General features: G+C 72.5%; 24 protein-coding genes. 15 read left to right on the top strand and 9 right to left on the bottom strand.

Annotation, left to right across the window (positions count from 1 at the left end):
• Positions 1 to 11 precede the first annotated feature (11 nt).
• Positions 12 to 998 (bottom strand): TauD/TfdA family dioxygenase, encoded by a 987-nt coding sequence (locus tag Q3Y56_RS02230; protein ID WP_304460288.1) that lies wholly within the window; start codon positions 996 to 998, stop codon positions 12 to 14.
• Between the two features lie 345 nt (positions 999 to 1,343).
• On the opposite strand from Q3Y56_RS02230, the gene Q3Y56_RS02225 reads away from it, so the two are divergent.
• From Q3Y56_RS02225 to Q3Y56_RS02200, 6 genes are all read left to right on the top strand, one after another.
• Positions 1,344 to 2,876: an ABC transporter substrate-binding protein gene (locus Q3Y56_RS02225; protein WP_304465448.1), complete on the top strand. Its 1,533-nt coding sequence runs from the start codon at positions 1,344 to 1,346 to the stop codon at positions 2,874 to 2,876.
• A complete protein-coding gene (locus Q3Y56_RS02220) occupies positions 2,861 to 3,865 on the top strand; it encodes an ABC transporter permease (protein ID WP_304460287.1) in 1,005 nt (334 codons plus the stop codon). The genes Q3Y56_RS02225 and Q3Y56_RS02220 overlap by 16 nt, the downstream gene beginning before the upstream one ends.
• Positions 3,862 to 4,800: an ABC transporter permease gene (locus tag Q3Y56_RS02215; protein ID WP_304460286.1), complete on the top strand. Its 939-nt coding sequence runs from the start codon at positions 3,862 to 3,864 to the stop codon at positions 4,798 to 4,800. Before Q3Y56_RS02220 ends, Q3Y56_RS02215 begins: the two co-directional genes overlap by 4 nt.
• Positions 4,797 to 6,356: an ABC transporter ATP-binding protein gene (locus Q3Y56_RS02210; RefSeq protein ID WP_304460285.1), complete on the top strand. Its 1,560-nt coding sequence runs from the start codon at positions 4,797 to 4,799 to the stop codon at positions 6,354 to 6,356. Before Q3Y56_RS02215 ends, Q3Y56_RS02210 begins: the two co-directional genes overlap by 4 nt.
• Positions 6,357 to 6,392: 36 nt before the next feature.
• On the top strand, positions 6,393 to 6,872 hold the full coding sequence (locus tag Q3Y56_RS02205) for an SRPBCC family protein (RefSeq protein ID WP_304460284.1): 480 nt from the start codon (positions 6,393 to 6,395) through the stop codon (positions 6,870 to 6,872).
• A gap of 61 nt (positions 6,873 to 6,933) precedes the next feature.
• Complete coding sequence (locus tag Q3Y56_RS02200; RefSeq protein ID WP_304460283.1) at positions 6,934 to 7,344, top strand: gamma-glutamylcyclotransferase family protein; 411 nt, start codon at positions 6,934 to 6,936, stop codon at positions 7,342 to 7,344.
• 16 nt (positions 7,345 to 7,360) lie between these two features.
• On the opposite strand, the gene Q3Y56_RS02195 is transcribed toward Q3Y56_RS02200, so the two are convergent.
• Both Q3Y56_RS02195 and Q3Y56_RS02190 read right to left on the bottom strand, forming a co-directional pair.
• Entirely contained in the window at positions 7,361 to 7,858 is a 498-nt protein-coding gene (locus tag Q3Y56_RS02195; protein ID WP_304460282.1) for a Zn-ribbon domain-containing OB-fold protein, read from the bottom strand.
• 128 nt (positions 7,859 to 7,986) lie between these two features.
• Positions 7,987 to 8,718, bottom strand: a complete 732-nt coding sequence (locus Q3Y56_RS02190; RefSeq protein ID WP_304460281.1) for a TetR family transcriptional regulator — start codon at positions 8,716 to 8,718, stop codon at positions 7,987 to 7,989.
• A gap of 114 nt (positions 8,719 to 8,832) precedes the next feature.
• Between Q3Y56_RS02190 and Q3Y56_RS02185 the strand changes: the two genes are divergently transcribed.
• On the top strand, positions 8,833 to 9,984 hold the full coding sequence (locus tag Q3Y56_RS02185; RefSeq protein ID WP_304460280.1) for an acyl-CoA dehydrogenase: 1,152 nt from the start codon (positions 8,833 to 8,835) through the stop codon (positions 9,982 to 9,984).
• Between the two features lie 124 nt (positions 9,985 to 10,108).
• Entirely contained in the window at positions 10,109 to 10,378 is a 270-nt protein-coding gene (locus tag Q3Y56_RS02180; protein WP_304460279.1) for a hypothetical protein, read from the top strand.
• Between the two features lie 67 nt (positions 10,379 to 10,445).
• On the opposite strand, the gene Q3Y56_RS02175 is transcribed toward Q3Y56_RS02180, so the two are convergent.
• Together Q3Y56_RS02175 and Q3Y56_RS02170 are read right to left on the bottom strand one after the other, a co-directional pair.
• Positions 10,446 to 10,661 (bottom strand): DUF397 domain-containing protein, encoded by a 216-nt coding sequence (locus Q3Y56_RS02175; RefSeq protein ID WP_304460278.1) that lies wholly within the window; start codon positions 10,659 to 10,661, stop codon positions 10,446 to 10,448.
• Positions 10,658 to 11,494 (bottom strand): helix-turn-helix transcriptional regulator, encoded by an 837-nt coding sequence (locus Q3Y56_RS02170; protein ID WP_304460277.1) that lies wholly within the window; start codon positions 11,492 to 11,494, stop codon positions 10,658 to 10,660. The genes Q3Y56_RS02175 and Q3Y56_RS02170 overlap by 4 nt, the downstream gene beginning before the upstream one ends.
• A gap of 107 nt (positions 11,495 to 11,601) precedes the next feature.
• Between Q3Y56_RS02170 and Q3Y56_RS02165 the strand changes: the two genes are divergently transcribed.
• The 3 genes from Q3Y56_RS02165 to Q3Y56_RS02155 all read left to right on the top strand — a co-directional run bounded on the left by Q3Y56_RS02165 (position 11,602) and on the right by Q3Y56_RS02155 (position 13,592).
• The gene (locus Q3Y56_RS02165; RefSeq protein WP_304460276.1) at positions 11,602 to 11,760 is read left to right on the top strand and encodes a hypothetical protein; all 159 of its coding nucleotides are present in this window, start codon (positions 11,602 to 11,604) and stop codon (positions 11,758 to 11,760) included.
• Positions 11,757 to 11,996, top strand: a complete 240-nt coding sequence (locus Q3Y56_RS02160; RefSeq protein WP_304460275.1) for a hypothetical protein — start codon at positions 11,757 to 11,759, stop codon at positions 11,994 to 11,996. Before Q3Y56_RS02165 ends, Q3Y56_RS02160 begins: the two co-directional genes overlap by 4 nt.
• A 492-nt stretch (positions 11,997 to 12,488) precedes the next feature.
• Positions 12,489 to 13,592, top strand: coding sequence for a methyltransferase domain-containing protein (locus Q3Y56_RS02155; protein ID WP_304460274.1), 1,104 nt, complete (start codon positions 12,489 to 12,491; stop codon positions 13,590 to 13,592).
• Between the two features lie 124 nt (positions 13,593 to 13,716).
• Here Q3Y56_RS02155 and Q3Y56_RS02150 read toward each other — a convergent pair whose 3' ends face one another.
• On the bottom strand, positions 13,717 to 14,181 hold the full coding sequence (locus Q3Y56_RS02150) for a hypothetical protein (RefSeq protein WP_304460273.1): 465 nt from the start codon (positions 14,179 to 14,181) through the stop codon (positions 13,717 to 13,719).
• Positions 14,182 to 14,310: 129 nt separating this feature from the next.
• Complete coding sequence (locus tag Q3Y56_RS02145) at positions 14,311 to 15,747, bottom strand: FAD-binding oxidoreductase (RefSeq protein WP_304465447.1); 1,437 nt, start codon at positions 15,745 to 15,747, stop codon at positions 14,311 to 14,313.
• Between the two features lie 150 nt (positions 15,748 to 15,897).
• Between Q3Y56_RS02145 and Q3Y56_RS02140 the strand changes: the two genes are divergently transcribed.
• Together Q3Y56_RS02140 and Q3Y56_RS02135 are read left to right on the top strand one after the other, a co-directional pair.
• Positions 15,898 to 16,968 (top strand): YafY family protein, encoded by a 1,071-nt coding sequence (locus Q3Y56_RS02140; protein WP_304460272.1) that lies wholly within the window; start codon positions 15,898 to 15,900, stop codon positions 16,966 to 16,968.
• Positions 16,969 to 16,990: 22 nt separating this feature from the next.
• Positions 16,991 to 17,497, top strand: coding sequence for an SRPBCC family protein (locus Q3Y56_RS02135; RefSeq protein WP_304460271.1), 507 nt, complete (start codon positions 16,991 to 16,993; stop codon positions 17,495 to 17,497).
• Here the strand turns inward: Q3Y56_RS02135 and Q3Y56_RS02130 are convergent.
• Both Q3Y56_RS02130 and Q3Y56_RS02125 read right to left on the bottom strand, forming a co-directional pair.
• The gene (locus Q3Y56_RS02130) at positions 17,448 to 18,587 is read right to left on the bottom strand and encodes a PP2C family protein-serine/threonine phosphatase (RefSeq protein ID WP_304460270.1); all 1,140 of its coding nucleotides are present in this window, start codon (positions 18,585 to 18,587) and stop codon (positions 17,448 to 17,450) included. The genes Q3Y56_RS02135 and Q3Y56_RS02130 overlap by 50 nt on opposite strands.
• Positions 18,588 to 18,874: 287 nt before the next feature.
• Positions 18,875 to 20,200, bottom strand: coding sequence for a 6-phospho-beta-glucosidase (locus tag Q3Y56_RS02125; RefSeq protein WP_304460269.1), 1,326 nt, complete (start codon positions 20,198 to 20,200; stop codon positions 18,875 to 18,877).
• Between the two features lie 153 nt (positions 20,201 to 20,353).
• Between Q3Y56_RS02125 and Q3Y56_RS02120 the strand changes: the two genes are divergently transcribed.
• Both Q3Y56_RS02120 and Q3Y56_RS02115 read left to right on the top strand, forming a co-directional pair.
• Positions 20,354 to 21,763, top strand: a complete 1,410-nt coding sequence (locus Q3Y56_RS02120) for an ABC transporter substrate-binding protein (protein ID WP_304460268.1) — start codon at positions 20,354 to 20,356, stop codon at positions 21,761 to 21,763.
• On the top strand, positions 21,760 to 22,680 hold the full coding sequence (locus tag Q3Y56_RS02115; RefSeq protein WP_304460267.1) for a carbohydrate ABC transporter permease: 921 nt from the start codon (positions 21,760 to 21,762) through the stop codon (positions 22,678 to 22,680). Before Q3Y56_RS02120 ends, Q3Y56_RS02115 begins: the two co-directional genes overlap by 4 nt.
• Positions 22,681 to 22,721: the final 41 nt, after the last annotated feature.

Raw genomic sequence — 22,721 nt, 5'->3', positions numbered from 1 at the left:
CAGGGGCGGGATCAGGCGGGGGCGACGACGGCGGCCTGGCCGTAGCCGTGCTCGTCGCGCTCGGCGGCGGGCCGCGTGGCGCGGCCGGGGATGCGGATGGAGGCGCGCTTGAGCCAGCGGTCGGAGCCGTCGTAGCGGGCGCGGAACGGCACCCGGCCGTGCACCACCACGTCGTTGTCGACGATCAGGATGTCGCCCGGGGTCAGGCTCACCGGCGCGGTGACCCGCTCCAGCTCCGCCGACAGCCGGGCGTAGGCGGCCCGGTGCGCGTCCGACGCCTGGTCCAGCGGGGTGTAGGCGGGGTCGAAGCGCAGCGTGAGGCCGTCCTCGGACTCCCACAGCGTGGGCACGGCCGGCGGCTCCAGGCCGCTGGCCTGCGCCTCCGTGTACGAGTCGTCGGGCAGGATCGGCAGCACGGGCTCGCTGAGCAGCGCGACGTCCTCGGACTGGAGTTCGGTACGCCGGATGCTGGACGCGGTCGTCGCGATGTTGTCCGGGTTGCGCATGCAGCCGAGCATCAGCAGATGGGCCCGGCCGGGGTGGAAGGCGTCCTCGGTGTGCGGGCTGAGGAGCACGGTGCTGCTCGCGCCCGTCTGCTCCTGCTCATGCCCCGGCGACGGGACGATGTTGTGGACGAACCGGCCGTCCTGCTGGCCCTCCCAGGCGATCGGGCGGCCCATCACGGTGGCGAGCAGCAGCAGGATGACGTCCCATACGGCGCCTGAGTCGCCCGCGGTGGACCAGTGTCCGGGGGTGGGGCCGAGCGCGGCGTCGTCGACGGAGAGCCCGCGGATGACGTAGACGCCGTCATCGGTCTCGTGCGGGCGGCAGTGGTGGCGCACCCGGTCGCTGAGCGCGGCGGCGGCAGCGGGCACCGCCTTCAGCAGGTCGGGGTGTTCGGCGGAGCCGTAGGCGTCAAGGAGCGCCTGGGCGGCCTCGTTGAGCTCGGAGATCGTGTCGGCATCCAGCTGGCGGACGGGTGCGGGGCCCGTTTCCATGTGCGGATCCATCCCTTTCATGGGGGAGAGCAGTCGTTCGTGGGCAGGCGTGTGGGGCGTCCGGCGGCAGGCGGGCACGCCGGACACGCTGACGGCTGCGGGGGGTTGGGGCTGCCGGGGAGACGGCTGCGGCAGGCGATTGGAACGTAGCAGCGCATCAAATCTTAGGCAAGCCTTACCTAAAATCGAGTTTGGCTCTATGCTCCTCCAGGAGACCGCGCCGCCCCCCAGCGCACGGGCGATCCGCTCGTGTGCCCGCAGGCATGCCATGACGGGGACCGGAACCGCCTGACCAGGGCGAAAGAACGAAGCGAGGACGCGAACGTGGGACTGACGAGACGACAGATGCTCTGGGTCGGCGGCGGCCTGGGTGCCGGAGCGCTGCTCACCGCCTGTGGTGGGGACGATTCGGGAAGCGGCTCTTCAGCGAAGAGCGGTGGCAAGCCCAAGCCCGGCGGCACCCTGCGGGTGGGCGCGCTCGGCCGCGCCGGAGCCATCACCCGGGACCCGCACGGCACCCAGGCCAACGAGAGCGACTACCTCGTCATCAGCCTCATCTACGACACCCTCACCGTCCCCGGCGACACCGAAAACACCGTCGCCCGGCTCGCCACCGGCTGGAAGTCCGACAAGGACCTCAAGACCTGGCGCTTCACCCTCGCCAAGGGCGCGAAGTTCCACGACGGCACCCCCGTCACCGCCGACGACGTCGTCTGGTCGCTGCGCCGGCTGCGCAACACCCCCTCCGGCGCCTCCCGGCTGCCCGGCATCAAGGCCGACAACATCACCGCCGACGGCAAGGACACCGTCGTCATCGTCTCCGACTACCCCAACGCCGAACTGCCGCTGCTCACCCGGCTGTCCACCTTCGTCCTCAAGAAGGGCACCAAGGACAAGGAGATCGCCAAGGCGCCCGGCACCGGCCCCTTTAAGCTGGACTGGTACCGCGCGGGCAACGCCCGGCTGGTCCGCAACGACCAGTGGCACGGCGGCAAGGTGTACCTCGACGCGATCGAGGTCAAGATCTTCGACAGCCCCCAGGCCATGGCCAACGCCCTGTTCGCCGGGCAGATCGACCTCGCCTCCAACGCCGGCGCCGTCCAGGCCCGTACCGCCGAGCGCCGCAAGGACATCCAGATCCTGCGCCGCGCCGACGACATGGCGATGCCCATCGTCATGCGCACCTCCAAGGGCAGCCCCTTCGCCGACCCCAAGGTGCGCGAGGCCCTGCGGCTCGCCGTGGACCGCGACGCCATGGTCAAGCAGGTCCTCAGCGGCTACGGCAAGGCCGCCAACGACGTGCTGGGCACCGGCGACCCGGCCTACGCCAAGGACATCCCGCAGCGCGCCCGCGACCTCGCCAAGGCCAGGAAGCTGCTCAAGGAAGCCGACTTCGACCTGTCCAAGACCTATGTCCTGAGGACCACCGAGGACATCGCGGGGCTGGCCGAGTCCGCGACCCTGTTCGCCACCCAGGTCCGCGAGGCCGGGGTGAAGGTGAAGGTGGAGAAGCAGGAGTCGGCGAAGTTCTGGGAGTCCACCTGGCTCAAGGGCGACCTCTACACGACCTATTGGGGTACCAACGACTCCGTCGTCTTCCTCGCCGGCCGCACCATGGTCTCCGACTCCACGTCGAACGAGACCGGTTGGGACGACGCCGAGTTCGACAAGACGTACAAGAAGGCGCTCGGCTCCGCCGACGAGAGCGCGCGGACCAAGGCCCTTCGCGACCTCCAGGTCATCGAGCACGAGCGCTCCGGCTACCTGCTGTGGGGCGTCGCCGACGGCATCGACCTGGCCGCCGAGAAGGTCCGCGACCTGCCGAAGCTGCCCGGCTACGGGCGCGTTCAGCTCGAGCGGGCATGGCTGGACGCCTGACCACGAAGGCCGCGCGGGCGGCGACGGCCGGGGCGCTGAGCACGAGGGCCGCGCGGACGGCCCTGCGCTTCGGCTCCCTGCTGGCGCGGCGGGCCCTGCTGCTCGCCGCGCTGCTCGCGCTGGTCTTCGTGGCCGTGGAAGTCCTCCCCGGGGACGCGGCGGACGCCACCTCCGAACGAGGCGAGAGCGCCGCGGACACCGAGCGGCGGCGCGCGCTGCTCGGCCTGGACCGGCCGGTCGCCGAGCGGTTCTGGGACTGGATGACGGCCCTGCCCAGGGGCGACTTCGGTACGTCCGCGCGCGGTGAGCCGGTCCGCGACCTGCTGTCCGGGCCGTTCCCCAACACCCTGCTGCTGGGCGGGCTCGCGCTGCTGGTCACCGTCACCGTCTCGGTCGCCCTGGGCTGCTGGGCCGCGCTGCGGCCGGGCCGCGCCGTGGACCGTACGGTCTCCGCCTCGGCCACCGCCGTGCTCGCGCTGCCCGAATTCGTGGTCGCCGTCGCGCTGGTGCTGGTCTTCGCGCTGTGGACCGACCTGCTGCCCGCCGTCACCACGGCGGGCGCGGACGGCGCCCCCGCCTCCTGGGACATGCTGGTGCTGCCCGTCATGGCCCTGGCCATCCCGCAGATCGGCTGGAACACCCGGATCGTCCGCGCGGCCCTCGCCGACGAGGCGAAGGCCCCGCACGTCGAGACCGCCGTGCTGGACGGCCTCCCGGCCCACCGGATCCTGACCCACCACGTCCTGCCCGGCGCCCTCCCCGCCATCGCCACCGGCGCCGCCACCTCGACCGGCATGCTGCTGGGCGGCGCCGTCGTCGTGGAGACCATCTTCAACTACCCGGGCATCGGCAGCGTACTGGCCAGTGCCGTCGCCGACCGGGACACGCCGGTCATCGCCGCCGTGGTGATGGTGACCGGCGCCGTGATCACCGGTGTACTGCTCCTCGCCGACCTGGTGCGGGCCCGAGCCGCAGGAGGACGTGGATGACGTCGCAGTCTTCGCAGTCGGCGAAGAAGCAGGGGAGGGGAGGGGGCGGGAGCGCGCCGGGCTTCTGTGCGGCCCGGCGCGCGACCGGCCCCGGCGCCGAGGGCGCGACCGCACGCACAACCGCGGCCCGCCGCAGGGTGCTTCTGCGGACCCTGCCCGCCCTGCTGTTCACCGCCGTCGCGCTCGCGGGGCCCTGGCTCGCGCCGGAGGCCATCGACAAGCCGGTGGCGATACCGTACGGGGAGGCCGGAGCAGACGGCGCGCCGCTCGGCGGTGACCAGCTCGGCCGCGACGTGTGGAGCCGACTCCTCGCCGGAGGCCGGGAGCTGATCGGCACCTCGCTGGTCGTCGCCCTCACCGTCACCGTGATCGCCGCGCTCCTGGGCACCGCGGGCGCCCTGCGCCCCGCGCTGGGCCGGGTGGTGGAGCGGACCGCCGACGTCCTGATGCTGCTGCCCGCCATCCTCGGCATCCTGCTCGTCACCCTGTCCTGGCCGGGCGGCGGGCGGCTCGCGGTGATCGCCGCGGCCGTGGCCCTCGGCTTGCCGTACACCATCCGGCTGGTGTCCGCGGCGGTCGCGCCCGTGGCCGCCAGCGGCTATGTGGAGGCCTCCGTCGCGGGCGGCGAGCGGCTGTGGCACCTGATCGTCCGCGAAGTGCTGCCGAACCTCCGCTCCACCCTGCTCGCCCTGTTCGGCCTGCGCTTCGTGGCCGCCGTCCACGTCGTCGCCACCGCCGGATTCCTCCAGGTGGGGCCGCAGCCGCCGACCGCTGACTGGGCCCTGATGATCCGGGAGAACGCGCCCGGCATCCTGCTCAACCCGTGGGCCGTGGTGGCCCCCAGCATCGCCATCGGCCTGCTGGCGATGAGCGTCAACCTCGCCGCGGACGCCCTCGCGCCGCGCACCGGACGGAAGGCGGTGGCGGTCCTGTGACCCACGACGAGCGGACCCGGGCACCCTACCCGCCCACACCCGGCGGCCCCGGCGACGGCGGCCCGGCCGTACGGGTCGACGGACTGACCGTCACCACCGAGGACGGCCGCGCGCTCCTCACCGACGGCGGCCTCGAAGCGGTCCGCGGCCGGGTCCTGGCCCTCGTCGGACCCTCCGGCTCGGGCAAGACCACCCTGCTGCGCGCCGTCACCGGCCTGCTGCCGCCCGGCACCTCCCGCACCGCCGGGACCGTGCGCGTCCTGGGCCAGGACGTCCTGGACTGCGCCCCGGCCGACCTGCGCGAACTGCGCCGCCGCCACCTCGCCTACCTCGGCCAGGATCCGGCCTCGGGCCTCAACCCGCGGATGCGCGTCGCCAAGCTGCTCGCCGAGACCGCCGAGGACCGGTCGCGGGCCGCGCTGCTCGGCCTGCTCACCGAGGTCCGCATGCCCGCCACCCCCGACATGCTGCGCCGCCGCCCCGGCGAGCTGTCCGGCGGCCAGCAGCGCCGGGTGGCGCTCGCCCGCGCGCTCGCCCGCCGACCCCGCGTCCTGCTCCTGGACGAACCGACCGCCGGCCTCGACGCCGCGCTCCGCAACGAGGTCGCCGACCTGCTGCGCCACCTGGCCGCCGAGCACCGGCTCGCGGTGGTGCTCTCCTGCCACGACCCCGAACTGGTCGACCGGCTGGCCGACGACGTGGTGGAGCTGACCGCGCCCGGCGCCCCGTCCCGGACACGGCCGGCCGCGCAGCGGCTGCCGGACGCCGCGCCCCGCACCCCCGCGGACGCGCCCGCGGCCCCACCGGAGCCTCCGGGGGACGCGGCGGCCCGCGGCCTGTCCGCCCGCGGCCTGACCGTACGGGTCGGCCCGCACCGCACCACCGTGCTGCACGGCGTCGACCTCGACGTCACCCCCGGCGCGTCCCTCGGCATCGTCGGCGCCTCCGGCGCGGGCAAGTCCACGCTGCTGCGCACGCTGATCGGCCTGCAACGGCCGTCCGGTGGTGCGGTTCTGCTGGACGGTACGGCGCTGAAGCCGGGCGTCGGCAGCCGCAGCCGCGAGCAGCGGCGGCGCGTCCAGCTCGTACCGCAGGACCCGCTGGGCGCGCTCAACCCGATGGTCACGGTCTTCGCCGCCCTCGCCCGGCCGCTGCGGCTGCACCGCCGCTGCGACCGCGCCGCCGTGCCCGAACGGGTCGCCGCGCTGCTGGACCGGGTCGGCCTGCCGCCCGAGCACGGCGACCGCTATCCGCACGAACTCTCCGGCGGGCAGCGGCAGCGGGTCTCCATAGCCCGCGCCCTCGCCGCCGATCCGGACGTCCTGGTCTGCGACGAGGTGACCTCGGCGCTGGACCGGGACACGGCGGACGCGGTGATGGAGCTGCTGGCCGACCTGCGCGGCGGCCAGGGCCTCTCGCTGATCCTCGTCAGCCACGATCTGCGGCTGGTCGCGGAGCACACGGACACCACGCTGATGCTGCACGACGGCCAGGTGGTCGAACACGGCCCCACGGCACGCGTGCTGGCCCCGGCCGCGGCGCCCACCCGGCACTGATCGCCTCGCCATCCCCGATCGCCTACCATCCCCGATATGGCCCGCTTCCTGATCGAGCGCCGTTCTCCGCTGCCGGCCGACGAGGCCTGGCGGCGGATCACGGACTGGCCGCGCCACTCCGCCCACGTCCCGCTGACCCGGATCACCGCGACCCCGCCGGGCCCCACCCGCACCGGCACCGTGGTGCTCGCCCGGACCGGAGCCGGCCGGGCCGTCTTCGACGACCCCATGGAGGTCGTGCGCTGGGAGCCGCCGGAGCCGACCGGACGGCCGGGCCACTGCCGACTGGAGAAGCGCGGCCCGGTCGTCACCGGCTGGACGGAGATCCACGTACGCCGGGACGGGGACGGGTCGCGGGTGGTCTGGGAGGAGGACGCGCGGGTGCGCGCCCTGCCCCGGCTGTGCGACCGGCCGACGGCATGGGTCGGCCGCCTGGTGTTCGGCCGCATGGTCGGCAGAATGCTGAAGCCCGGCCGGCCGGCCCGTACGACGGGGCCGCTGCCGCCGGCCGACTGACGGACGACGGGCACGACACGACGGGCGCACGACACGGACGACAGGGAGCGGCCGCCTCGCCATGGACCACGGCATATCCTCGGCCCCCGACGCGCTGTTCGCGTACGGGAGCCTGCAGTTCCCCGAAGTGCTCACCGCGCTGCTGGGGCGGGTGCCGCAGCAGCGCGCCGCGTCCGCGCCCGGCTGGCGCGCGGCGGCACTGGCGCGCCGCGACTACCCGGGCCTCGTACCCGCCGAAGGGGAGACGGCCCCTGGCTTGCTGCTGACCGGCCTCACACCGGACGAGTGGCGGATACTCGACGCCTTCGAGGACGACGAGTACGAGCTGCGCCGACTGCCGCTGTCCGACGGGCGGTGGGCGTGGAGCTACCTGTGGCGCGGCGGGGACGTGCTGCCCCGCACCTGGGACGCCGCCGAGTTCCGCGCCACCCGGCTGGCCGCGTTCCTGGCGCGGCACACCGCCCGAGGCTGAGGAGCCGGCCGTACGGTCAGCGCCAGGCGGCGGGGATCCGGTCGTCGGCGGACCGGGTGTCGGCGAGCTTGAAGGTGAGCTCCCGCGGGTGGACGGCGTGCGGGTCGAGGCAGACCAGCGTGCCGGGGCGGACGCTGTCGGCGCTCACACCGGACAGCGTCGCGCGGAGCCGGAAGCCCTCCGCCATGTCGATGACGGCCACGGTGCGCAGCGAGCCGTTGCTGCGCCGTACGACGGTGGCCTGCCGGACGACGCCGGCGCCCGCGCTGGCCTCCCACTCCATGTCGGTGGCGGCGCAGACCGGGCACAGCAGGCGGTGGAAGGCCGCGGTGTGGCACCAGCGGCAGCGCTGGAAGTACAGCTCGCCGTGCTGGAGTCCGTCGAGGTAGATCTGGCCGGGCCAGCCCTCGTCCGGCGCGGCCGGGACGTGCGTCTCCGGCTCCAGGGCGGGGGCGGTGTCCGGCGTGTCGGGGGCGGGCGGATGTTCGGCGATCTCGGCCACGGTGTGGAACACGATGTCATCTCCCTGCGCTCGGCCCGGAGGAATCTGGTGCGCTCGAGCCGAGGCTATGGCACCCAGTGCCAGATGTAAAGGCACTGAGTTCCCTGTATGGCTCCTGGGCTCACCCGGGGGCCACCGGGCTACGCCTCGTCGAGCGTGGCCTCGATCTCCCGTACCACCCGCCACATCGGCGTCCGGCGCTTGGCGATCAGCACCACCACGTCCCGGTCGTCCCGCGTCGCGGCGTCGCTCTCGGTGCCGTCCGGGGCCCAGGACTGCCGCACGAACTCCAGGGCGTGGTCGACGGCGGCCTCCGCGTCGCCCTCGCCGCCGGAGCGCAGCCAGGACCGCAGGGCGTTGTTGTGCGCCGCGACCACGGCCGCGGCGATGACGTCGGCCCGCAGGTCCCCGTCGGACCAGCCGGCGAAGCGGCGGCGCAGATAGGCGGCCATGGCGCGCTCGTAGCGCCACACCACCGACAGTTCGTAGGCGCGCAGCCCCGGCACGCTCTTGGTGAGCCGGTAGCGCTGGACGGAGAAGGTGGGATTCTCCGTGTACATCCGCAGCACCAGGCGGGCCGCGTCGCAGACGCGGGCGACCGGCTCGTCGTCGTCCTCGTCCGCGTCGAGGAAGGCCGTCATGTCCTTCAGGGAGCGCTCGTGGTCGGGGAAGACCACGTCTTCTTTAGAAGGGAAGTACCGGAAGAAGGAGCGGCGCCCGACGCCGGCCAGCGTGACGATGTCGTCGACGGTCGTGGCCTCGTAACCGCGCTCCAGGAACAGCTGGAAGGCCGCGGCGACAAGCGCGTCCCGCATGGGGGGACGGGCGGACGTCGTACCTGCTCCCGGGCCCGGCCCGCGTTCCTCGCTCATGCTGGGAACATAACACCAGCGTGGCCATATGGCACTGAGTGTGCATACTGGAGGGTACTGAGTGCCGTACGTGCTCTGTTCGCCGTTCGACCGAGAAAACCAGGGGTACCGATCATGAGCCAGGACTTCGACCTGTACCGGCCGTTGGAGGAGCACGAGATGCTCCGGGAGTCGGTGCGTGGGCTCGCCGAGGCGAAGATCGCGCCGTTCGCGGCGGCGGTGGATGAGGAGGCGCGGTTCCCGCAGGAGGCGTTGGACGCGTTGGTGGCCAATGATCTGCATGCGGTGCATGTGCCGGAGTCGTACGGGGGTGCGGGGGCGGACGCGCTGGCGACGGTGATCGTGATCGAGGAGGTCGCGCGGGTGTGCGCGTCCTCGTCGCTGATCCCGGCGGTGAACAAGCTGGGGTCGCTTCCGGTGATCCTGTCGGGTTCGGAGGAGCTGAAGGCGAAGTACCTGGGGCCGCTGGCCAAGGGTGATGCGATGTTCTCGTACTGCCTGTCGGAGCCGGACGCGGGTTCGGACGCGGCGGGGATGAAGACCCGCGCGGTACGCGACGGCGACCACTACGTCCTCAACGGTGTGAAGCGGTGGATCACCAACGCGGGTGTGAGCGAGTTCTACACGGTGATGGCGGTCACCGACCCGGAGAAGCGCAGCAAGGGCATCAGCGCCTTCGTGGTGGAGAAGGGCGACGAGGGCGTCTCCTTCGGGGCGCCGGAGAAGAAGCTGGGCATCAAGGGCTCCCCGACCCGCGAGGTCTACCTCGACAACGTCCGCATCCCCGCCGACCGCATGATCGGCGCGGAGGGCACCGGCTTCGCCACGGCGATGAAGACCCTCGACCACACTCGGATCACGATCGCGGCGCAGGCGCTGGGGATCGCGCAGGGTGCGCTGGACTACGCCAAGGGCTATGTGCGGGAGCGGAAGCAGTTCGGGAAGGCGATCGCGGACTTCCAGGGGATCCAGTTCATGCTCGCCGACATGGCGATGAAGATCGAGGCGGCTCGTCAGCTGACGTATGCGGCGGCGGCGAAGTCGGAGCGTGGGGATGCGGATCTGACGTTCCAGGGCGCGGCGGCGAAGTGCTTCGCGTCGGATGTGGCGATGGAGGTCACCACGGACGCGGTCCAGCTCCTCGGTGGCTACGGCTACACCCGTGACTATCCGGTGGAGCGGATGATGCGGGACGCGAAGATCACGCAGATCTACGAGGGCACCAACCAGGTCCAGCGCATCGTCATGGCCCGCAACCTGCCGTAGTCCGGCGGGAGAAACTCGACGAGTCCGTACATCAAGGGCCCTGTCTCCCGGTTGGGAGGCAGGGCGCTTGCTTTACGTGTACAGTGCGCCCGCACACTGCACACAGCAATTCAAGGGGGACCCTATGCGTGCTCTGCCCATCGCAGCGGTAGCTGCCGCTCTGGTGCTGTCGCTCAGCGCCTGCAGCGATGACTCGGAGGGCGATGTCAGCGCTTGCAAGAAGGTCATGGCGGACATGATCAAGAGCGGGAACATCAGCAAGGAGAAGCCCGACGCCTGCAAGGGCATCGACGACGAGACGCTGCAGCGCCTCGCCAAGGAGGTCATGGGCGACAAGGTGCCCACGCCCCCCGCGATTCCGACGCCGGACGTCGACCTCCCCAAGGTGCCCTGACGGACCGGAAGCGCCCGATTCGCCGTGCCCCGGCCGCAGTGATGCGGCCGGGGCACGGCTGCTTTGATCAGGCAGTGGGGAAGTCTCCTGCCTTCACTCCGGCCACGAACGCGGACCACGTTTCGGCGGGGAAGACGAGCGCCGGGCCGTGGGGGTCCTTGCTGTCACGGACGGGGACGACGCCGCGGGAGGCGACGAGGTTTGCCGCGACCTCGACGCAGTCGCCGCCGTTCCCTGGGTTGCTGTAGGAGGACTTGAACCAGCGGGGGGAGTCGGTTGTCACGGGGTGCCCTTTCGTATCTGCTCGATCATGGCCACGGATGCCGCCTGCGACAACGCTTCGGCCTGCAACTGATGGTATGCCGTCAGCACGGGCACCACGGAGGTAATCTCCCGGTCCAGGTTTCCCTGAGCCTGAGATTCGGCGTAGTAAATCAGGGACCGGTCCGGCAACGTCAAGAGGTTGACGGGCAGGTCAAACGTGCGGCGCTCCCCTATCTCGTACGGCGCCACCTGCAACAGTGTGTTCGGCAGGTCGGCAAACTCGACCAGCCGCGCCAACTGCGCGTCCATGACGGTGGAGCCGCCAACCGGCCGACGGATACAGCTTTCGTCCAGGGTCACAAACACCATGGGTGGCCGAGGCCGCTCCAGCACCGCCTGACGCTCCGCCAGAAACGCGAGGCGTTCATCCGCTTGTTCGGGCGTGATGGCGCCCCGCCGCACGTGGCTGTCCGCCAGCACGCGTGCGTACTCCGGTGTCTGCAACAAGCCGGGGATGGTCCCGATGTTGTACAGCCGGATCTCTACTGCCCGGCCCTCGTACCCGACGTACTCCGGGAAGCCCTCCAGCAGGCTGCCGTGTTTGATCTCGCGGTACTCACGCTCGAACGAGTCTGCTGTGCCCTCAAGGCCGAAGACGCGGTCCACGTTACGCGAGAACCGGAGAGTCGGAGGCTTCCGACCATTTTCGACGGCCGAAACATGCACACTGGAATATTCTGCGCGTTCGGCAAGATCGTCTTGAGTCCAGCCGCGTGCTTCCCGCAGGCTGCGTAAACGCGCTCCGTAGGCCGCCTGGGGGGAGGCGTTCGGGTTCAACTCGTTGCGATTCAACGGGCGTTCACCGTCCTTCCGTCCACAAGTGACAGGTTGAACGGCCCCTGACTCTAGTCCACGCTGAACCTCCTTGGTAGTGGCAGCACTACGGAGAGGAGCGGTCGGTGACCAGTAAGACCACGAACGCCCCGGCCACGCCCCCGCCCCAGCCCGGCGACGTTCAAGACAGCATCGACCGCCCGACCTTGGCGGAGTTGCGGAAGCGCGCAGACGAGCTCGGGGCCCAGATCCATGACCACCTGGCGCGAGGTGAGAAGAAGTGACCCGCAAGACCTACCGGTTCCGCGAATACGTGATCACCCCGGACACCAGGCCGGAGGCCGAACCGCACACGTACGCCATGACCTGCACGGCGTGCCACACGGTCGGACCCCGTAGCGAAGACATGGACGAGGCGCACGCGTGGGCCGCCCGGCACCTCAAGGCCAACCCCGAACACCTCACCTACCGGGAGCACATCACCAGGCCCTACCTCGCCAAGCCGGGGAAGTGGCTGTGACGGCGCCCGCGATCATGAAGGGTGCCAAGTGGGTGCTGAGCCCCGAGACCGCCGAGGGCGCGCCGGAGGGCATCTACGGCGCGCAGTGCCTCCGCTGCGGGCAGGAGTCCGGTCTGGTGGACGACGACGCGCGGCCGATCGGTGCATGGGCCATCGCCCACACGGAAGCCGAGCCGACACACCATCAGTTCCTCGTGACGACACAACAACACTGGCGTGTCGACCCCTGCGCCACCAGCGAGGAGCCGCGCCCGGCCTCAAGGACCCTCTTGGTCGTCCCCGCTGCCCCTCCTGGGCTTCGGCCGCACCGGCCCCGGTCCCACGCTCGGCCGGTCAGACGCCATGTCCCGGCCCGCGTGGGGCGCTTCGCGGGTCCGTTGTTCGTCCTGGCGCTTGTGGTGTGCGGCGTTCTTCTGGGGGCCCTTTATGGCGTCGCATGAGCAGAAAGGGGAGCGGCCCGCGCTGGGCCGCTCCCTGCTCGAATCAGAGGTAATGACGTCCGACTGGGCGCCCACTTACGAGGCGGTGCCCCGCTCCGCGTTCCTGCCTGACCTGATCTGGCCGCACGACATGGAGACCGGCCGGAGCGTCGCCGTCAGCAAGGCCGGCGATCCGGCGGCGTGGCAGGGATACGCGGACTCCAACGTCCCCATCGTCACCCAGTGGGACGACGGCAAGCATTCCGGCACGGAGCCGGGCGACGAGTCCACCAGTTCCGCCTCCATGCCCAGCGTCGTGTTCTCCATGCTCCGCGACCTGGACGTCCAGCCGGGCAGCCGCGTGCTGGAAGTCGGCACGGGAACGGGTTGGAACGCCGCACTACTCGCTCACCGCCTCGGCTCGGCGAACGTGGTCACGGTCGAAGTGGACGAAGCGGTCGCGGCGTCCGCGCGGGCCGCGCTGGAGCGCTTCGGCCTGCCCGCACAGGTGGTCCATGGGGATGGATTCCGCGGCCACCCCGAGGACGCGCCGTACGACCGGGTCATCGCGACGTGCGGCCTGCGGTCCATCTCCTTCGCGTGGGTGGAGCAGACCCGGTCGGGTGGGGTCATCGTGGCCGCCTGGGGGACGCACTTCAGTCACCAGGACGCCGTCGCGCGTCTTGCGGTCTCGCCGGACGGTGAGCAGGCGTCGGGTCTCTTCACCGGGCCTGTGGAGTTCATGAAGCTGCGAGCCCAGCGCCGCCCTCCTGTGGTGCACGCCGAGTACGTTCCGGGGAGCGTGGCCGATGGTGACGAGACCTCCACGAAGATCACGGAGGAGGAGTTCGTCAGGACGAAGTTCGACGCCCACCGGTTCGCTCTGGGTCTCCGCGTTCCGGACTGCTGCCACGTCGTCGCCGACAAGCGCGACGGCGCACGGCCTGTCTGGTTCTACGGACTGACTGACCGCTCGTGGGCATGCGTGATGTTCCGCGACGGAGCGGAGGCGCGTGTCTGGCAGGGTGGCCCCCGACGACTATGGGATGAGGCGGAGGAGGCCCACCGCTGGTGGGTCGGCCACGGTGAGCCGGACCACTCCCGGTTCGGCCTGACGGTGACTCCCGACGGGCATCGAGCGTGGCTGGACACGCCGTCCGACTCCTGGGCCGTATGAGACGCCCGGCTCATCTGCTCTCCCAGTAGATGAACCGCGGCCCCGCGCCCGCATGGCCGCTGCGGCGGGCCGGCGCCCCGTACCGAGGGCGCCGGCCCGCCGGCGTGTGCACGCGCTGTCGGGATCAGAAGGTGAACGGGCCCGGCGACTGCGCCGAGGTCGCCGTGCAGTTGACGGTGATCACCCCGAAGACCGTCAGCTTCAGCGACTTCGCCTCCAGGATGTCACCGGCGGCCACCGTGCCCTTGAGCGGTCCGGTCGTCACGTCGTCGCCGGTCTCCATCGCCGGGTTGTCCTTGCCGGTGAACGTCGTGGTCCCGGAACCGTTCTTGGACAGGGTGAGGGTGGAGTCGACCGAGCCCGCCGGCACCGCCGCGGGGGCCTTGACCGCGGACGAGGTCAGCGTGATGGTCGCCGCCGTGCCGTCCTGTGTGGCCGTGAGGGTCGCCGTACCCGAGCCGTAACTTCCGCAGTCGGCGGTGACCGTGGCGGTCGTCGGGTCGACCGCCGAGGCCGTGGGCGCCAGGACGATCGCGCCCGTGGCCAGGGCGGCCGTCGCCGTCACGATGCCGAGCTTGCTGCGTCGCATGGAGCTTCCTCCAAGGTGGGGGGAGTTGCCTGAGTGGCGCGCATCGCCCCCACCTGACGGTCGGTCGGGTGGGGACCATGTCATTGACGCGCGCATGATGAGAGAAGGCAAGAGTGAAACGGCGGAATTTCACATAGCCGGAGTCAAACGAGCCGGTGACAGGCGGTAGTTGAGGCGGAACGTCTCGGCCGGGTCGTAGACCGCCTTCACCTCGCGCAGCCGTCGCAGATCCGCGGGCTCGTACACGCCCCGCACCCGCCCGCCCTGACCGTCGTCCTGCCCGTCCTCGCCGCCGATGCCGTACAGGAAGTTGAGCGACCGGCCCACCGTCGACGGCGCCAGCGCGTCGAGAACGCGCCGGTGGACGGCCCCGACCTCCTCGCGCCGCCCGTCCCCCGCCAGCGACAGCACGCTCAGCAGGAAGCGCGCGCCGCGGTGCCCGACCGCGTTGGGCACGGCCGGCGGGCGGCTGAGCGCGCCGCCCAGGTGGCGCACCTGCACCACGCAGCCGACCGGCGCGCCCGGCCCGGCCAGGTCCAGCACGGCGCGGACCGCGTCCGGGCCGAGCTCGCTCAGCAGCGCGTTGTCGCCGCGGTACGGATGCGGCTGCGTCGGGTCGTTGTAGATGGTGCCCGACTCGCTGTACGGCATGTCGGCCAGGCTGTCCACCAGTCGCGGCCCGATGGCCCGCAGCGGGGCCACGAGCCGTTCGCCCTCCGCCGGATCGCCGGTGTACGCGATCCGGATGTGCGCGATGTGCCGCCCCCGGAGCGGCTCGGGCACCATCGGCAGGTCCGGCATCGGGACCAGCCCGATCGAGGAGGTCAGCTCCTCCGGCACCGTCTCCGTCCAGCGCAGATAGGCCGCCAGCGCCTCGGGCAACAGATCGGTGTCGAAGACCAGGCCGCCGCCGTAGACCCGCGGCACCGGGAAGAGGTCCACCTCCATGGCCGTCACGACCCCGAAGCTGCCGTGCCCGCCGCGCAGCGCCCAGAACAGCTCCGGATCGCTGTCCGCCGTCACGTGCCGGAGTTCGCCGTCGGCGGTGACGACGTCGATGGCGCGCACATGGTCCGCGGCGTAGCCGTACTCGCGCGACAGCAGCCCCAGCCCGCCGCCCAGGGTGTACGACACCGCGCCCACGTGCGGGGCCGAGCCGTTCAGCGGCGCCAGCCCGTGCCGGGCCGCCTCCGGCACGACCCGCTCCCAACGCACTCCCGCCTCGAACCACGCGGTGCGGGCCTCGGGGTCGACCCGCACCCCGGTCATCCGGCCGGTGTCGACCAGCACCCCGCCCTCGGTGGCCGCGGCCAGCCCGTGCCCCGTCGCCTGCACGCCCACCGGCAGCCCGTGGTCCCGCGCGAACGCCACCGCGGCCCGCACGTCCTCCGCCCCGGTCGCCCCGACGACCACGGCGGGCAGGTGACGCAGCCCGGTCTGGAACCCGGACCGCTCCGCGTCGTACCCGTCGTCCCCGGGCAGGAACACCGGCCCCTGGACCCGGTCGGCCAGCCGCCGGGCGTCGGCGGCGAGTCCCTGGTCGGCGGTGAGCGGCTGTGCGTGCATGGTCAACGTCTCTTCCCTTACGTGCGGTCGGGTGCGCGGCGAAGGCGCCTGTCGGCAGCGCGCCACGCGGCCTGGCGGGAGGAGATTCCCGCATTAAGTGGACACCCGCCGTCATGTTTTCCCGGACGCTTCCACGGCATCCTTGGCCGGGTGAAATCCGATCGCCTGCTCTCGATCCTGCTGCTCCTCCAGACCCGCGGCCGGGTCCCGGCCGCCGAGCTCGCCCAGCGGCTGGAGGTCTCGGCCCGCACCATCTACCGCGACGTCGAGTCGCTGTCGGCGGCCGGGGTCCCGGTCTACGCCGAACGCGGCAGGCACGGCGGGATCGCCCTGCTCCCCGGCTTCCGCACCGACGTCACCGGGCTGACCAGTGACGAGGCGCGGGCCCTGTTCGTACTCGCCGCGCAGGGCGCGCACAGCGCGCTCGGCCTCGACGGGGCGCTGGGCTCCGCGCTGCGCAAGGTCATGGCCGCGCTGCCCGCCCCGCACCGCCCCACCGCCGAACTCACCAGCCGCCGCATCCTCGTCGACCCGGTCGGCTGGCTGGCCGGGCCGCGCCCCGAGGCCGATCTTGACGTGCTGCACACCGCCGTCTTCACCGACCGCCGACTGCGGATCCGCTACCGGCACGGCGGCCGGACCACGCCGCGCACCTACACCGTCGATCCGTACGGGCTGGTGGCCAAGGCGGGCACCTGGTACCTGGTCGCGGACCGCGCCGGCACGCCCCGGCTGTTCCGGGCCGACCGGGTGGCCGCGGCGACGGTCACCGACGCGCCCGTACGGCGCCGGGACGGGGTGGAACTGGCCGACGCCTGGGAGGCGTTGCGCGCACAGGTGGAGCAGCGCTCCGGCGGCGTACGGGTCCGGGTCCGCGTCCGTGCCACCCGGCTGGACCTCTTCGTCCGCATCACCCGGCCGCACCTGGCCGACCAGCCCGTGCCCGAGGGGGAGTGGGCGTCGGCGGAGCTGGTGTACCCGGTGCTCAGGGCGGTCCGCCAGCTGCTCCAGTTCGGCCCCGACGCGGAGGTCCTGGACCCGCCGGAGGCCCGGCGTGAGATGGCACGCGCGGCGGCGGAGATCACCGCGGTGTACGGCTCCGCCGGTGACGAGGGCTCCGTCGACGAGGCCCCGGCCGGTGACGAGGCCCCGTCGGCGCGCGGCCTGTCCCCTCTGCGGTCTGTCCCGGACTATGGTGCCGTCGACGATCGCACCAGATGACATCAGTGGAGGAGACGCACCGATGGGCATACCCCGCTTCCCGGACCCCGCTGCCGCCGGCACGGTGGACATCCGGGCGACCCCGGCCGAGACGTACCGCGTCATCAGCGACCCTCCCACCATGATCCGCTTCGCCGAGGAGGCCCACCGCGCCCGCTGGCTGGGCGGCGCCGAGGCCCCGGCGGTCGGCGCCCGCTTCCGCGGCTACAACCGCAACGGCCTGCGCCGCTGGTCCACCACCTGCCGCGTCACGGACGCCGACCCCGGCCGGCGCTTCGCCTACGAGGTGGCGGCGGCGCTCGGCATCCCCATCTCCCGCTGGCAGTACGACATCGAGCCCACCGCCGACGGCTGCACCGTCACCGAGACCACCTGGCTGCGGGTACCGCTGTGGTTCGTCCCCGTCGCCATCCTGGTCACCGGCGTCCGCGACCGTGCCGGCACCAACAACGCCAACATCACCACCACGCTGCACCGCCTCAAGGCGCACCTGGAGACGGCACCCGCCCCGGGCCTGTCATCCGGGTGACCGCGAGCAGCGCCATGTCATCGGTGATGCGGCCGCCGGTGTGCCTGCTCACCTCGGTGAGCAGGCCGTCGAGCAGCGCGTCCGGTCCGGGAAGGCCGCGCCCGGCCAGTCCGGCGAGCCCGGCCGCCGGGTCGTAGAAGTCCCCGGCCCGGTTCCGCGCCTCGTTCAGCCCGTCGGTGTACAGCAGGAGAGTCGCCCCTGGGGGGAAGGGCACCGTGTCGGTCCGGTCCTGGTCGGCGCCCAGCTCCGCCAGTCCCAGGGGGAGGGCCGGCCGGGACGGTTCCGCGCTGCGCACCTGGCCGGCGTGCAGCAGCAGAGGCGCGGGGTGGCCGCGGTTGACCAGCCGCAGTTCGTCGCCGCGGTGCGGGATCTCGACGAGAACGCCGGTGACGAACCCCTCGGTCCGCTCGGGGCCCGTCCGCCGTTCCTTCTCCCGAACCAGCGCCCGCTCCAGCCTGGCGGCGATCCCGCAGAGCGTGGGTTCCTCCTCGGCGGCCTCCCGGAACACCCCCATGGCCACGTCCACCACCTTGACCGCGCCCATGCCCTTGCCCCGGACATCGCCGACCAGGCAGCGTACGCCGTACGGGGTGTCCTGCGCGCTGTACAGGTCGCCACCGATCTGCGCGTCCTTCACGGCTGCCCGGTAGCGCACGGCGACGCGCAGGGACCCGATCGAGGGCGGCAACCGCGGCAGCACGGCGCGCTGCACGGCGAGGGCGATTCTGCGCGCGGACTGCAGGCGCACATTGCTGTAGTACATGAGGCGGTTGAGGACGATGGCGAAGGCCGAGACGGTCACGACCGCCGCCAGCTCGCTCTGCCCACCCGGTTTCCCCATGAAGCCGAAGTGGGTGAGGAGCGCGATGTCGGCGGCACAGGCACCGATGCCCGCCAGGATCGTCGCGCGCAGCGACAGCAGTGCGGCGGCCGTCATCGGCGCGGCTGTGTAGAAGGCCTCTCCGCTCACGTGCCCGGAAGTGTTGTAGTCGAAGAGGACACCTCCGACGAGCAGGGCGACGGGCAGGAGCTGCAGGCGGCGCAGGCACCAGCGTCCGACGGCGGTGCGCCCCACGCTCGGGGCCCTCACGTACCCGCTCCCGGTCTGTCGCGCCCTACCACATGCTCAAGCATCCCCGGGCCGGATGGCGGCTGCCAGTCGTGGACGGCCGTACGCCCCCCTGCGGCCCGGGCGCGGAGAGCGTGGTCTTGGCGGGAGGCAGGGAGGACATGATCGATGCGGTGGCGGGTGCCGTGGTCAGGCCGATCCCCGCGGACATGATCGACCCGCCGATGACGTAGTGCCCGCGGCGCCCGGCCGGGTATGGCGGTCGCCGCGGAGCTGGGGCCGGGGTCAAGCCTCGTCGGGTGGGGCGTTCACGTCTGGTCCAGCGCCGCGCGCAGGATGCGGTCCGCCACGCGCACCGAGTCGACCAGCGGGTGCAGCGCCATCGCGCGCAGTGCGGCGGGGCGGCCGCCGTCCGCGGCCGCCTCGATCGTCGAGCGCTCCACGGCCTTGAGCGAGAGCATCAGGCCGAGCTGGTCCGGGGCGACCGCGCCGACCGCGAGCGGGTGCGCGCCGCCCGAGTCCACCAGGCACGGGACCTCCACCACCGCGTCCGCGTCCAGCCCCGGCACGGCCGAGCGGTTGCGCACGTTGAGGATCAGCTTGGTGCGTTCGTTGCGGGCGACGGCGCGCATCAGGGCGAGCGCCACCCGGTCGTAGCCGCCGCCCTCCAGGTCGCACGAGTCGCGCTCCCACCCGCCGGACGCCGCCCGGCTCGCCGCCATGTACGTCTCCTCGCGCTCCAGGCGGGTGCGCTCCCATGACTCCCAGGCGCGCTCGGGCCGGGCGGCGGCCTCACGGTAGAAACCTGCCTGCTGGTCCCGCAGGAACTCGCCGCGGGTGGCGTCCGCCGCGCTGATCGCCTCGACGGCCTCCCGGTTGAAGTAGTAGTAGTGCAGATACTCGTTGGGCAGTGCGCCCAGCGTCCGCAGCCAGTCCGCGCCGAACAGCCTGCCCTCCTCGAACGACTCCAGCGCGGCGGTGTCGGCGAGCAGGTCGGGCAGCCGGTCCCGGCCGTCGACCAGCACCCGCCGCAGCCAGCCGAGGTGGTTGACGCCCACGTAGTCGTAGACCGTGCGGTCCGGGTCGGCGCCCAGGGCGCGCGTGGCCCGGCGGCACAGCCCGATCGGCGAGTCGCAGATCCCGATCACCCGGTCGCCCAGAATCCGCTGCATCGCCTCGGTGACCATGCCCGCCGGGTTGGTGAAGTTGATGGTCCAGGCATCCGGGGCCAGGGCGGCGATCCGCTCCGCGATCCGCACCGCCACCGGAAGGGTCCGCAGGCCGTACAGCACCCCGCCCGCACCGACCGTCTCCTGCCCGAGGACCCCTTGCCCGAGCGGGATCCGCTCGTCCCGGGTGCGCCCCTCCAGACCGCCGACGCGGATGGCGGAGAAGATGAAGTCGGCGCCGCGCAGCGCCTCGTCGAGGTCGGTGGTGGCGGTGACCGACGGGGCGGCCGGGTGGCCCCGCGCCTGCCGGGCGAGCACCGCGCCGATGGCGTCCAGGCGCTGCCGGTCGGTGTCGTACAGCACCAGTTCGGTGCAGCGGCCCCGCTCGTCGCCGGTGTCGTCGAGAAGGGCCTGATGCACCAGCGGCATGCGGAACCCGCCGCCGCCGAGCACGGTCAGCCTCATACGCTCAGTACCTCCGGTATCGAAACGTACTCCACGTGGGCGAGCCCGCGCGAGCGCGAACGGCCTCTTGCGACGGGCCCGTCCGAGCTGCAAGGTGTCGGTCACTTGACGCCCGGCCGAGTCCGGGCCGGACCGAGCCGGAAGGAGATCGGGATGGGCTTATCCGGGAGGCCCCTGCCCGCCATGCTGGCGGCGGGCGCCATCTTGCTCGCCGCGGCGTGCGTACCGGGCACCGACGGGTCGGGGGCGGGAGCCCCGGGCCCCGGCGCCGGCACGGGCATACCCGACCCGGCGACGGCCGGCAGGGTCACGCTGACCGTCTGGGACCAGGAGATCCGCGGCGGCCAGAACGACGAACTGGAGCAGCTCAACCGGGAGTTCCACAGGAAGTACCCCAACGTCCGCGTCAAGCGGGTGGCGCGGAGCTTCACCGACCTCAAGGCGACCCTCAAGCTCGCGCTCTCCGGCGCCCACCCGCCCGACGTCGTCCAGGCCAACCAGGGCTACCCGGACATGGTGGCCTTCGTCCAGGCCGGACTGCTCGCCCCGCTCGACACCTATGCGGGGATCTACGAGTGGAACACCCGCTATCCCGCCACCCTGCTCAACCTCAACCGGGTCACCGCCGACGGCAGGCGGTTCGGCACCGGCCGCCTCTACGGCATCTCGCAGACCGGTGAGTACCTCGGCCTGTACTACAACAAGGACGTCCTGGCGAAGGCCGGACTCGCGCCGCCCAGAACCTGGGGCGACTTCACCGCGAGCCTTCGTCGGCTCAAGGACCGCGGCGAGCTCCCCGTCCAGTTCGGCAACCTCGACAAGTACCCGGCGATCCACACCTTCGGCGTCCTCCAGGGCCGGCTCGGCGCCGCGCGCGTCCGCGACGCCATCCTCGGCCACGGCCCCGGCTTCGACACCGCCGGCACGCGCACCGCCGCGGCCACCCTCGCCGACTGGGCCGACCGCGGCTACCTGCCGAAGGGCGCCAACGGCCTCGGCCATGAGGACGCGGCGAAGAAGTTCGCCTCCGGCGAGGGCGGGTACCTGCTCACCGGCACCTGGCAGCTCGCCCAGTTGAAGAAGGCCATGGGCGACCGGCTCGGCTTCATGCCGCCGCCTCCGGCGACCGCGGGCGCCGACCCCGTCACCACCGGCGGGCAGGGGCTGGCGTGGTCCGTCACGGCCCGGTCCCGGCACCCCGAAGTCGCCGCCGCCTACCTCGACTTCCTCACCGACCGCCACGCCGCGGACGTGATGACCGCGCACGGCGTGCTGCCCGCGGTCGCGGGCGAGGCCGCCGCGAGCGTGCCGCCGGACACCGTGGACGGCCAGATGATCGCGGGCTGGCGGCGGCTCAGCGCCGCCGACGGGCTCGTGCCGTATCTCGACTACGCCACGCCCAGCTTCTACGACACGCTCTCCGAGAGCCTCCAGGGCGTCATCGCCGGAAGGCTGTCGCCGGACCGCTTCGCCGCCGTCCTGCAGAAGGACTACGGCGCCTTCATCAGGAAGCAGCGGCGGTCCGCGCCCTCGGCCCCGGCCGCCCCGGCGGCCACGCGGTGACGCGTCGCAGAGGACACCGCACTCACCCGGGCCGGTACCGGCGGCGGGCCCCCGGCGAGCCGCGCGCCGTCGGCTACCTCTACATCCTCCCCGCCCTCGCCCTCTACACGGCCTTCCTCCTCTACCCGTTCGGCCAGTCCGTCTGGCTGTCGTTCCTGCACTGGGACGGGCTGACCCGGGCCACCCCGGCCGGCCTGGACAACTACCGCGACCTGGTCACCGACCCCGGCCTGCGGGCCTCCTTCGGCCACGCCCTGCTGCTCCTGGTCTTCTACTCCGCGCTGCCGGTCGCCATCGGGCTGCTGCTGGCCGCCGTCCTCGCGCGCACCCGGGTGCGCGGCATGGCCTTCTTCCGTACGGTCCTGTTCCTGCCGCAGGTCCTGGCCCTGATCGTGGTCGGCGTGGCGTGGCGCTCGATCCTCGCCCCCGACGGGCTGCTCAACGACACCCTGCGGGCGGTCGGCCTCGGCTCCCTCGCCCGGCCCTGGCTGGGCGACTACGACTGGGCGCTGCCCGCCGTGGGCCTGGTCGGCACCTGGGTGGGGACCGGGCTGTGCATGGTCCTCTTCCTCGCCGGGGTCCAGCGCATCCCCCGCGAGCTGTACGAGGCGGCACGTGTGGACGGCGCGGGGCCGGTCCGCGAGTTCCGCACCGTGACCCTGCCGGGCCTGCGGCCGCAGATCGCGGTGGCGCTGACCCTGACCATCGTGGCCGGGCTGCGCAACTTCGACCTCATCTACATCACGACCGCCGGCGGGCCCGGGAACGCCACCTCCGTGCCGGCCTACGAGGTCTACCACCGGGCGTTCGAGACCAACCAGGTCGGCTCCGCGGCGGCCATCGGGGTGGCCCTCACCGTGGTGATCCTCACCCTGACCGTCGCCGTGTCCCGCCTGGTCGAAGGGCGCCGCCCATGAAGTGCAGTGCGTCAACCACAGACCGCCGCCGCAGCGTGCCG

It is taken from the genome of Streptomyces sp. XD-27 (assembly GCF_030553055.1).
Taxonomy (GTDB): domain Bacteria; phylum Actinomycetota; class Actinomycetes; order Streptomycetales; family Streptomycetaceae; genus Streptomyces.
Note: the sequence above shows the minus strand (reverse complement) of the source record. Positions and strands in the feature narration are given on the sequence as shown.

What these genes read in the sequence shown, in the direction of transcription:
- Q3Y56_RS02180 (WP_304460279.1), top strand. Translation starts at nt 10,109, where the DNA reads ATGCGTGCTCTGCCCATCGCAGCGGTAGCTGCCGCTCTGGTGCTGTCG.
- Q3Y56_RS02220 (WP_304460287.1), top strand. Translation starts at nt 2,861, where the DNA reads ATGGCTGGACGCCTGACCACGAAGGCCGCGCGGGCGGCGACGGCCGGG.
- Q3Y56_RS02155 (WP_304460274.1), top strand. Translation starts at nt 12,489, where the DNA reads ATGACGTCCGACTGGGCGCCCACTTACGAGGCGGTGCCCCGCTCCGCG.
- Q3Y56_RS02215 (WP_304460286.1), top strand. Translation starts at nt 3,862, where the DNA reads ATGACGTCGCAGTCTTCGCAGTCGGCGAAGAAGCAGGGGAGGGGAGGG.
- Q3Y56_RS02225 (WP_304465448.1), top strand. Translation starts at nt 1,344, where the DNA reads ATGCTCTGGGTCGGCGGCGGCCTGGGTGCCGGAGCGCTGCTCACCGCC.
- Q3Y56_RS02205 (WP_304460284.1), top strand. Translation starts at nt 6,393, where the DNA reads ATGGCCCGCTTCCTGATCGAGCGCCGTTCTCCGCTGCCGGCCGACGAG.
- Q3Y56_RS02145 (WP_304465447.1), bottom strand. Translation starts at nt 15,747, where the DNA reads ATGCACGCACAGCCGCTCACCGCCGACCAGGGACTCGCCGCCGACGCC.
- Q3Y56_RS02125 (WP_304460269.1), bottom strand. Translation starts at nt 20,200, where the DNA reads ATGAGGCTGACCGTGCTCGGCGGCGGCGGGTTCCGCATGCCGCTGGTG.
- Q3Y56_RS02190 (WP_304460281.1), bottom strand. Translation starts at nt 8,718, where the DNA reads ATGAGCGAGGAACGCGGGCCGGGCCCGGGAGCAGGTACGACGTCCGCC.
- Q3Y56_RS02230 (WP_304460288.1), bottom strand. Translation starts at nt 998, where the DNA reads ATGGAAACGGGCCCCGCACCCGTCCGCCAGCTGGATGCCGACACGATC.
- Q3Y56_RS02200 (WP_304460283.1), top strand. Translation starts at nt 6,934, where the DNA reads ATGGACCACGGCATATCCTCGGCCCCCGACGCGCTGTTCGCGTACGGG.
- Q3Y56_RS02185 (WP_304460280.1), top strand. Translation starts at nt 8,833, where the DNA reads ATGAGCCAGGACTTCGACCTGTACCGGCCGTTGGAGGAGCACGAGATG.
- Q3Y56_RS02150 (WP_304460273.1), bottom strand. Translation starts at nt 14,181, where the DNA reads ATGCGACGCAGCAAGCTCGGCATCGTGACGGCGACGGCCGCCCTGGCC.
- Q3Y56_RS02135 (WP_304460271.1), top strand. Translation starts at nt 16,991, where the DNA reads ATGGGCATACCCCGCTTCCCGGACCCCGCTGCCGCCGGCACGGTGGAC.
- Q3Y56_RS02120 (WP_304460268.1), top strand. Translation starts at nt 20,354, where the DNA reads ATGGGCTTATCCGGGAGGCCCCTGCCCGCCATGCTGGCGGCGGGCGCC.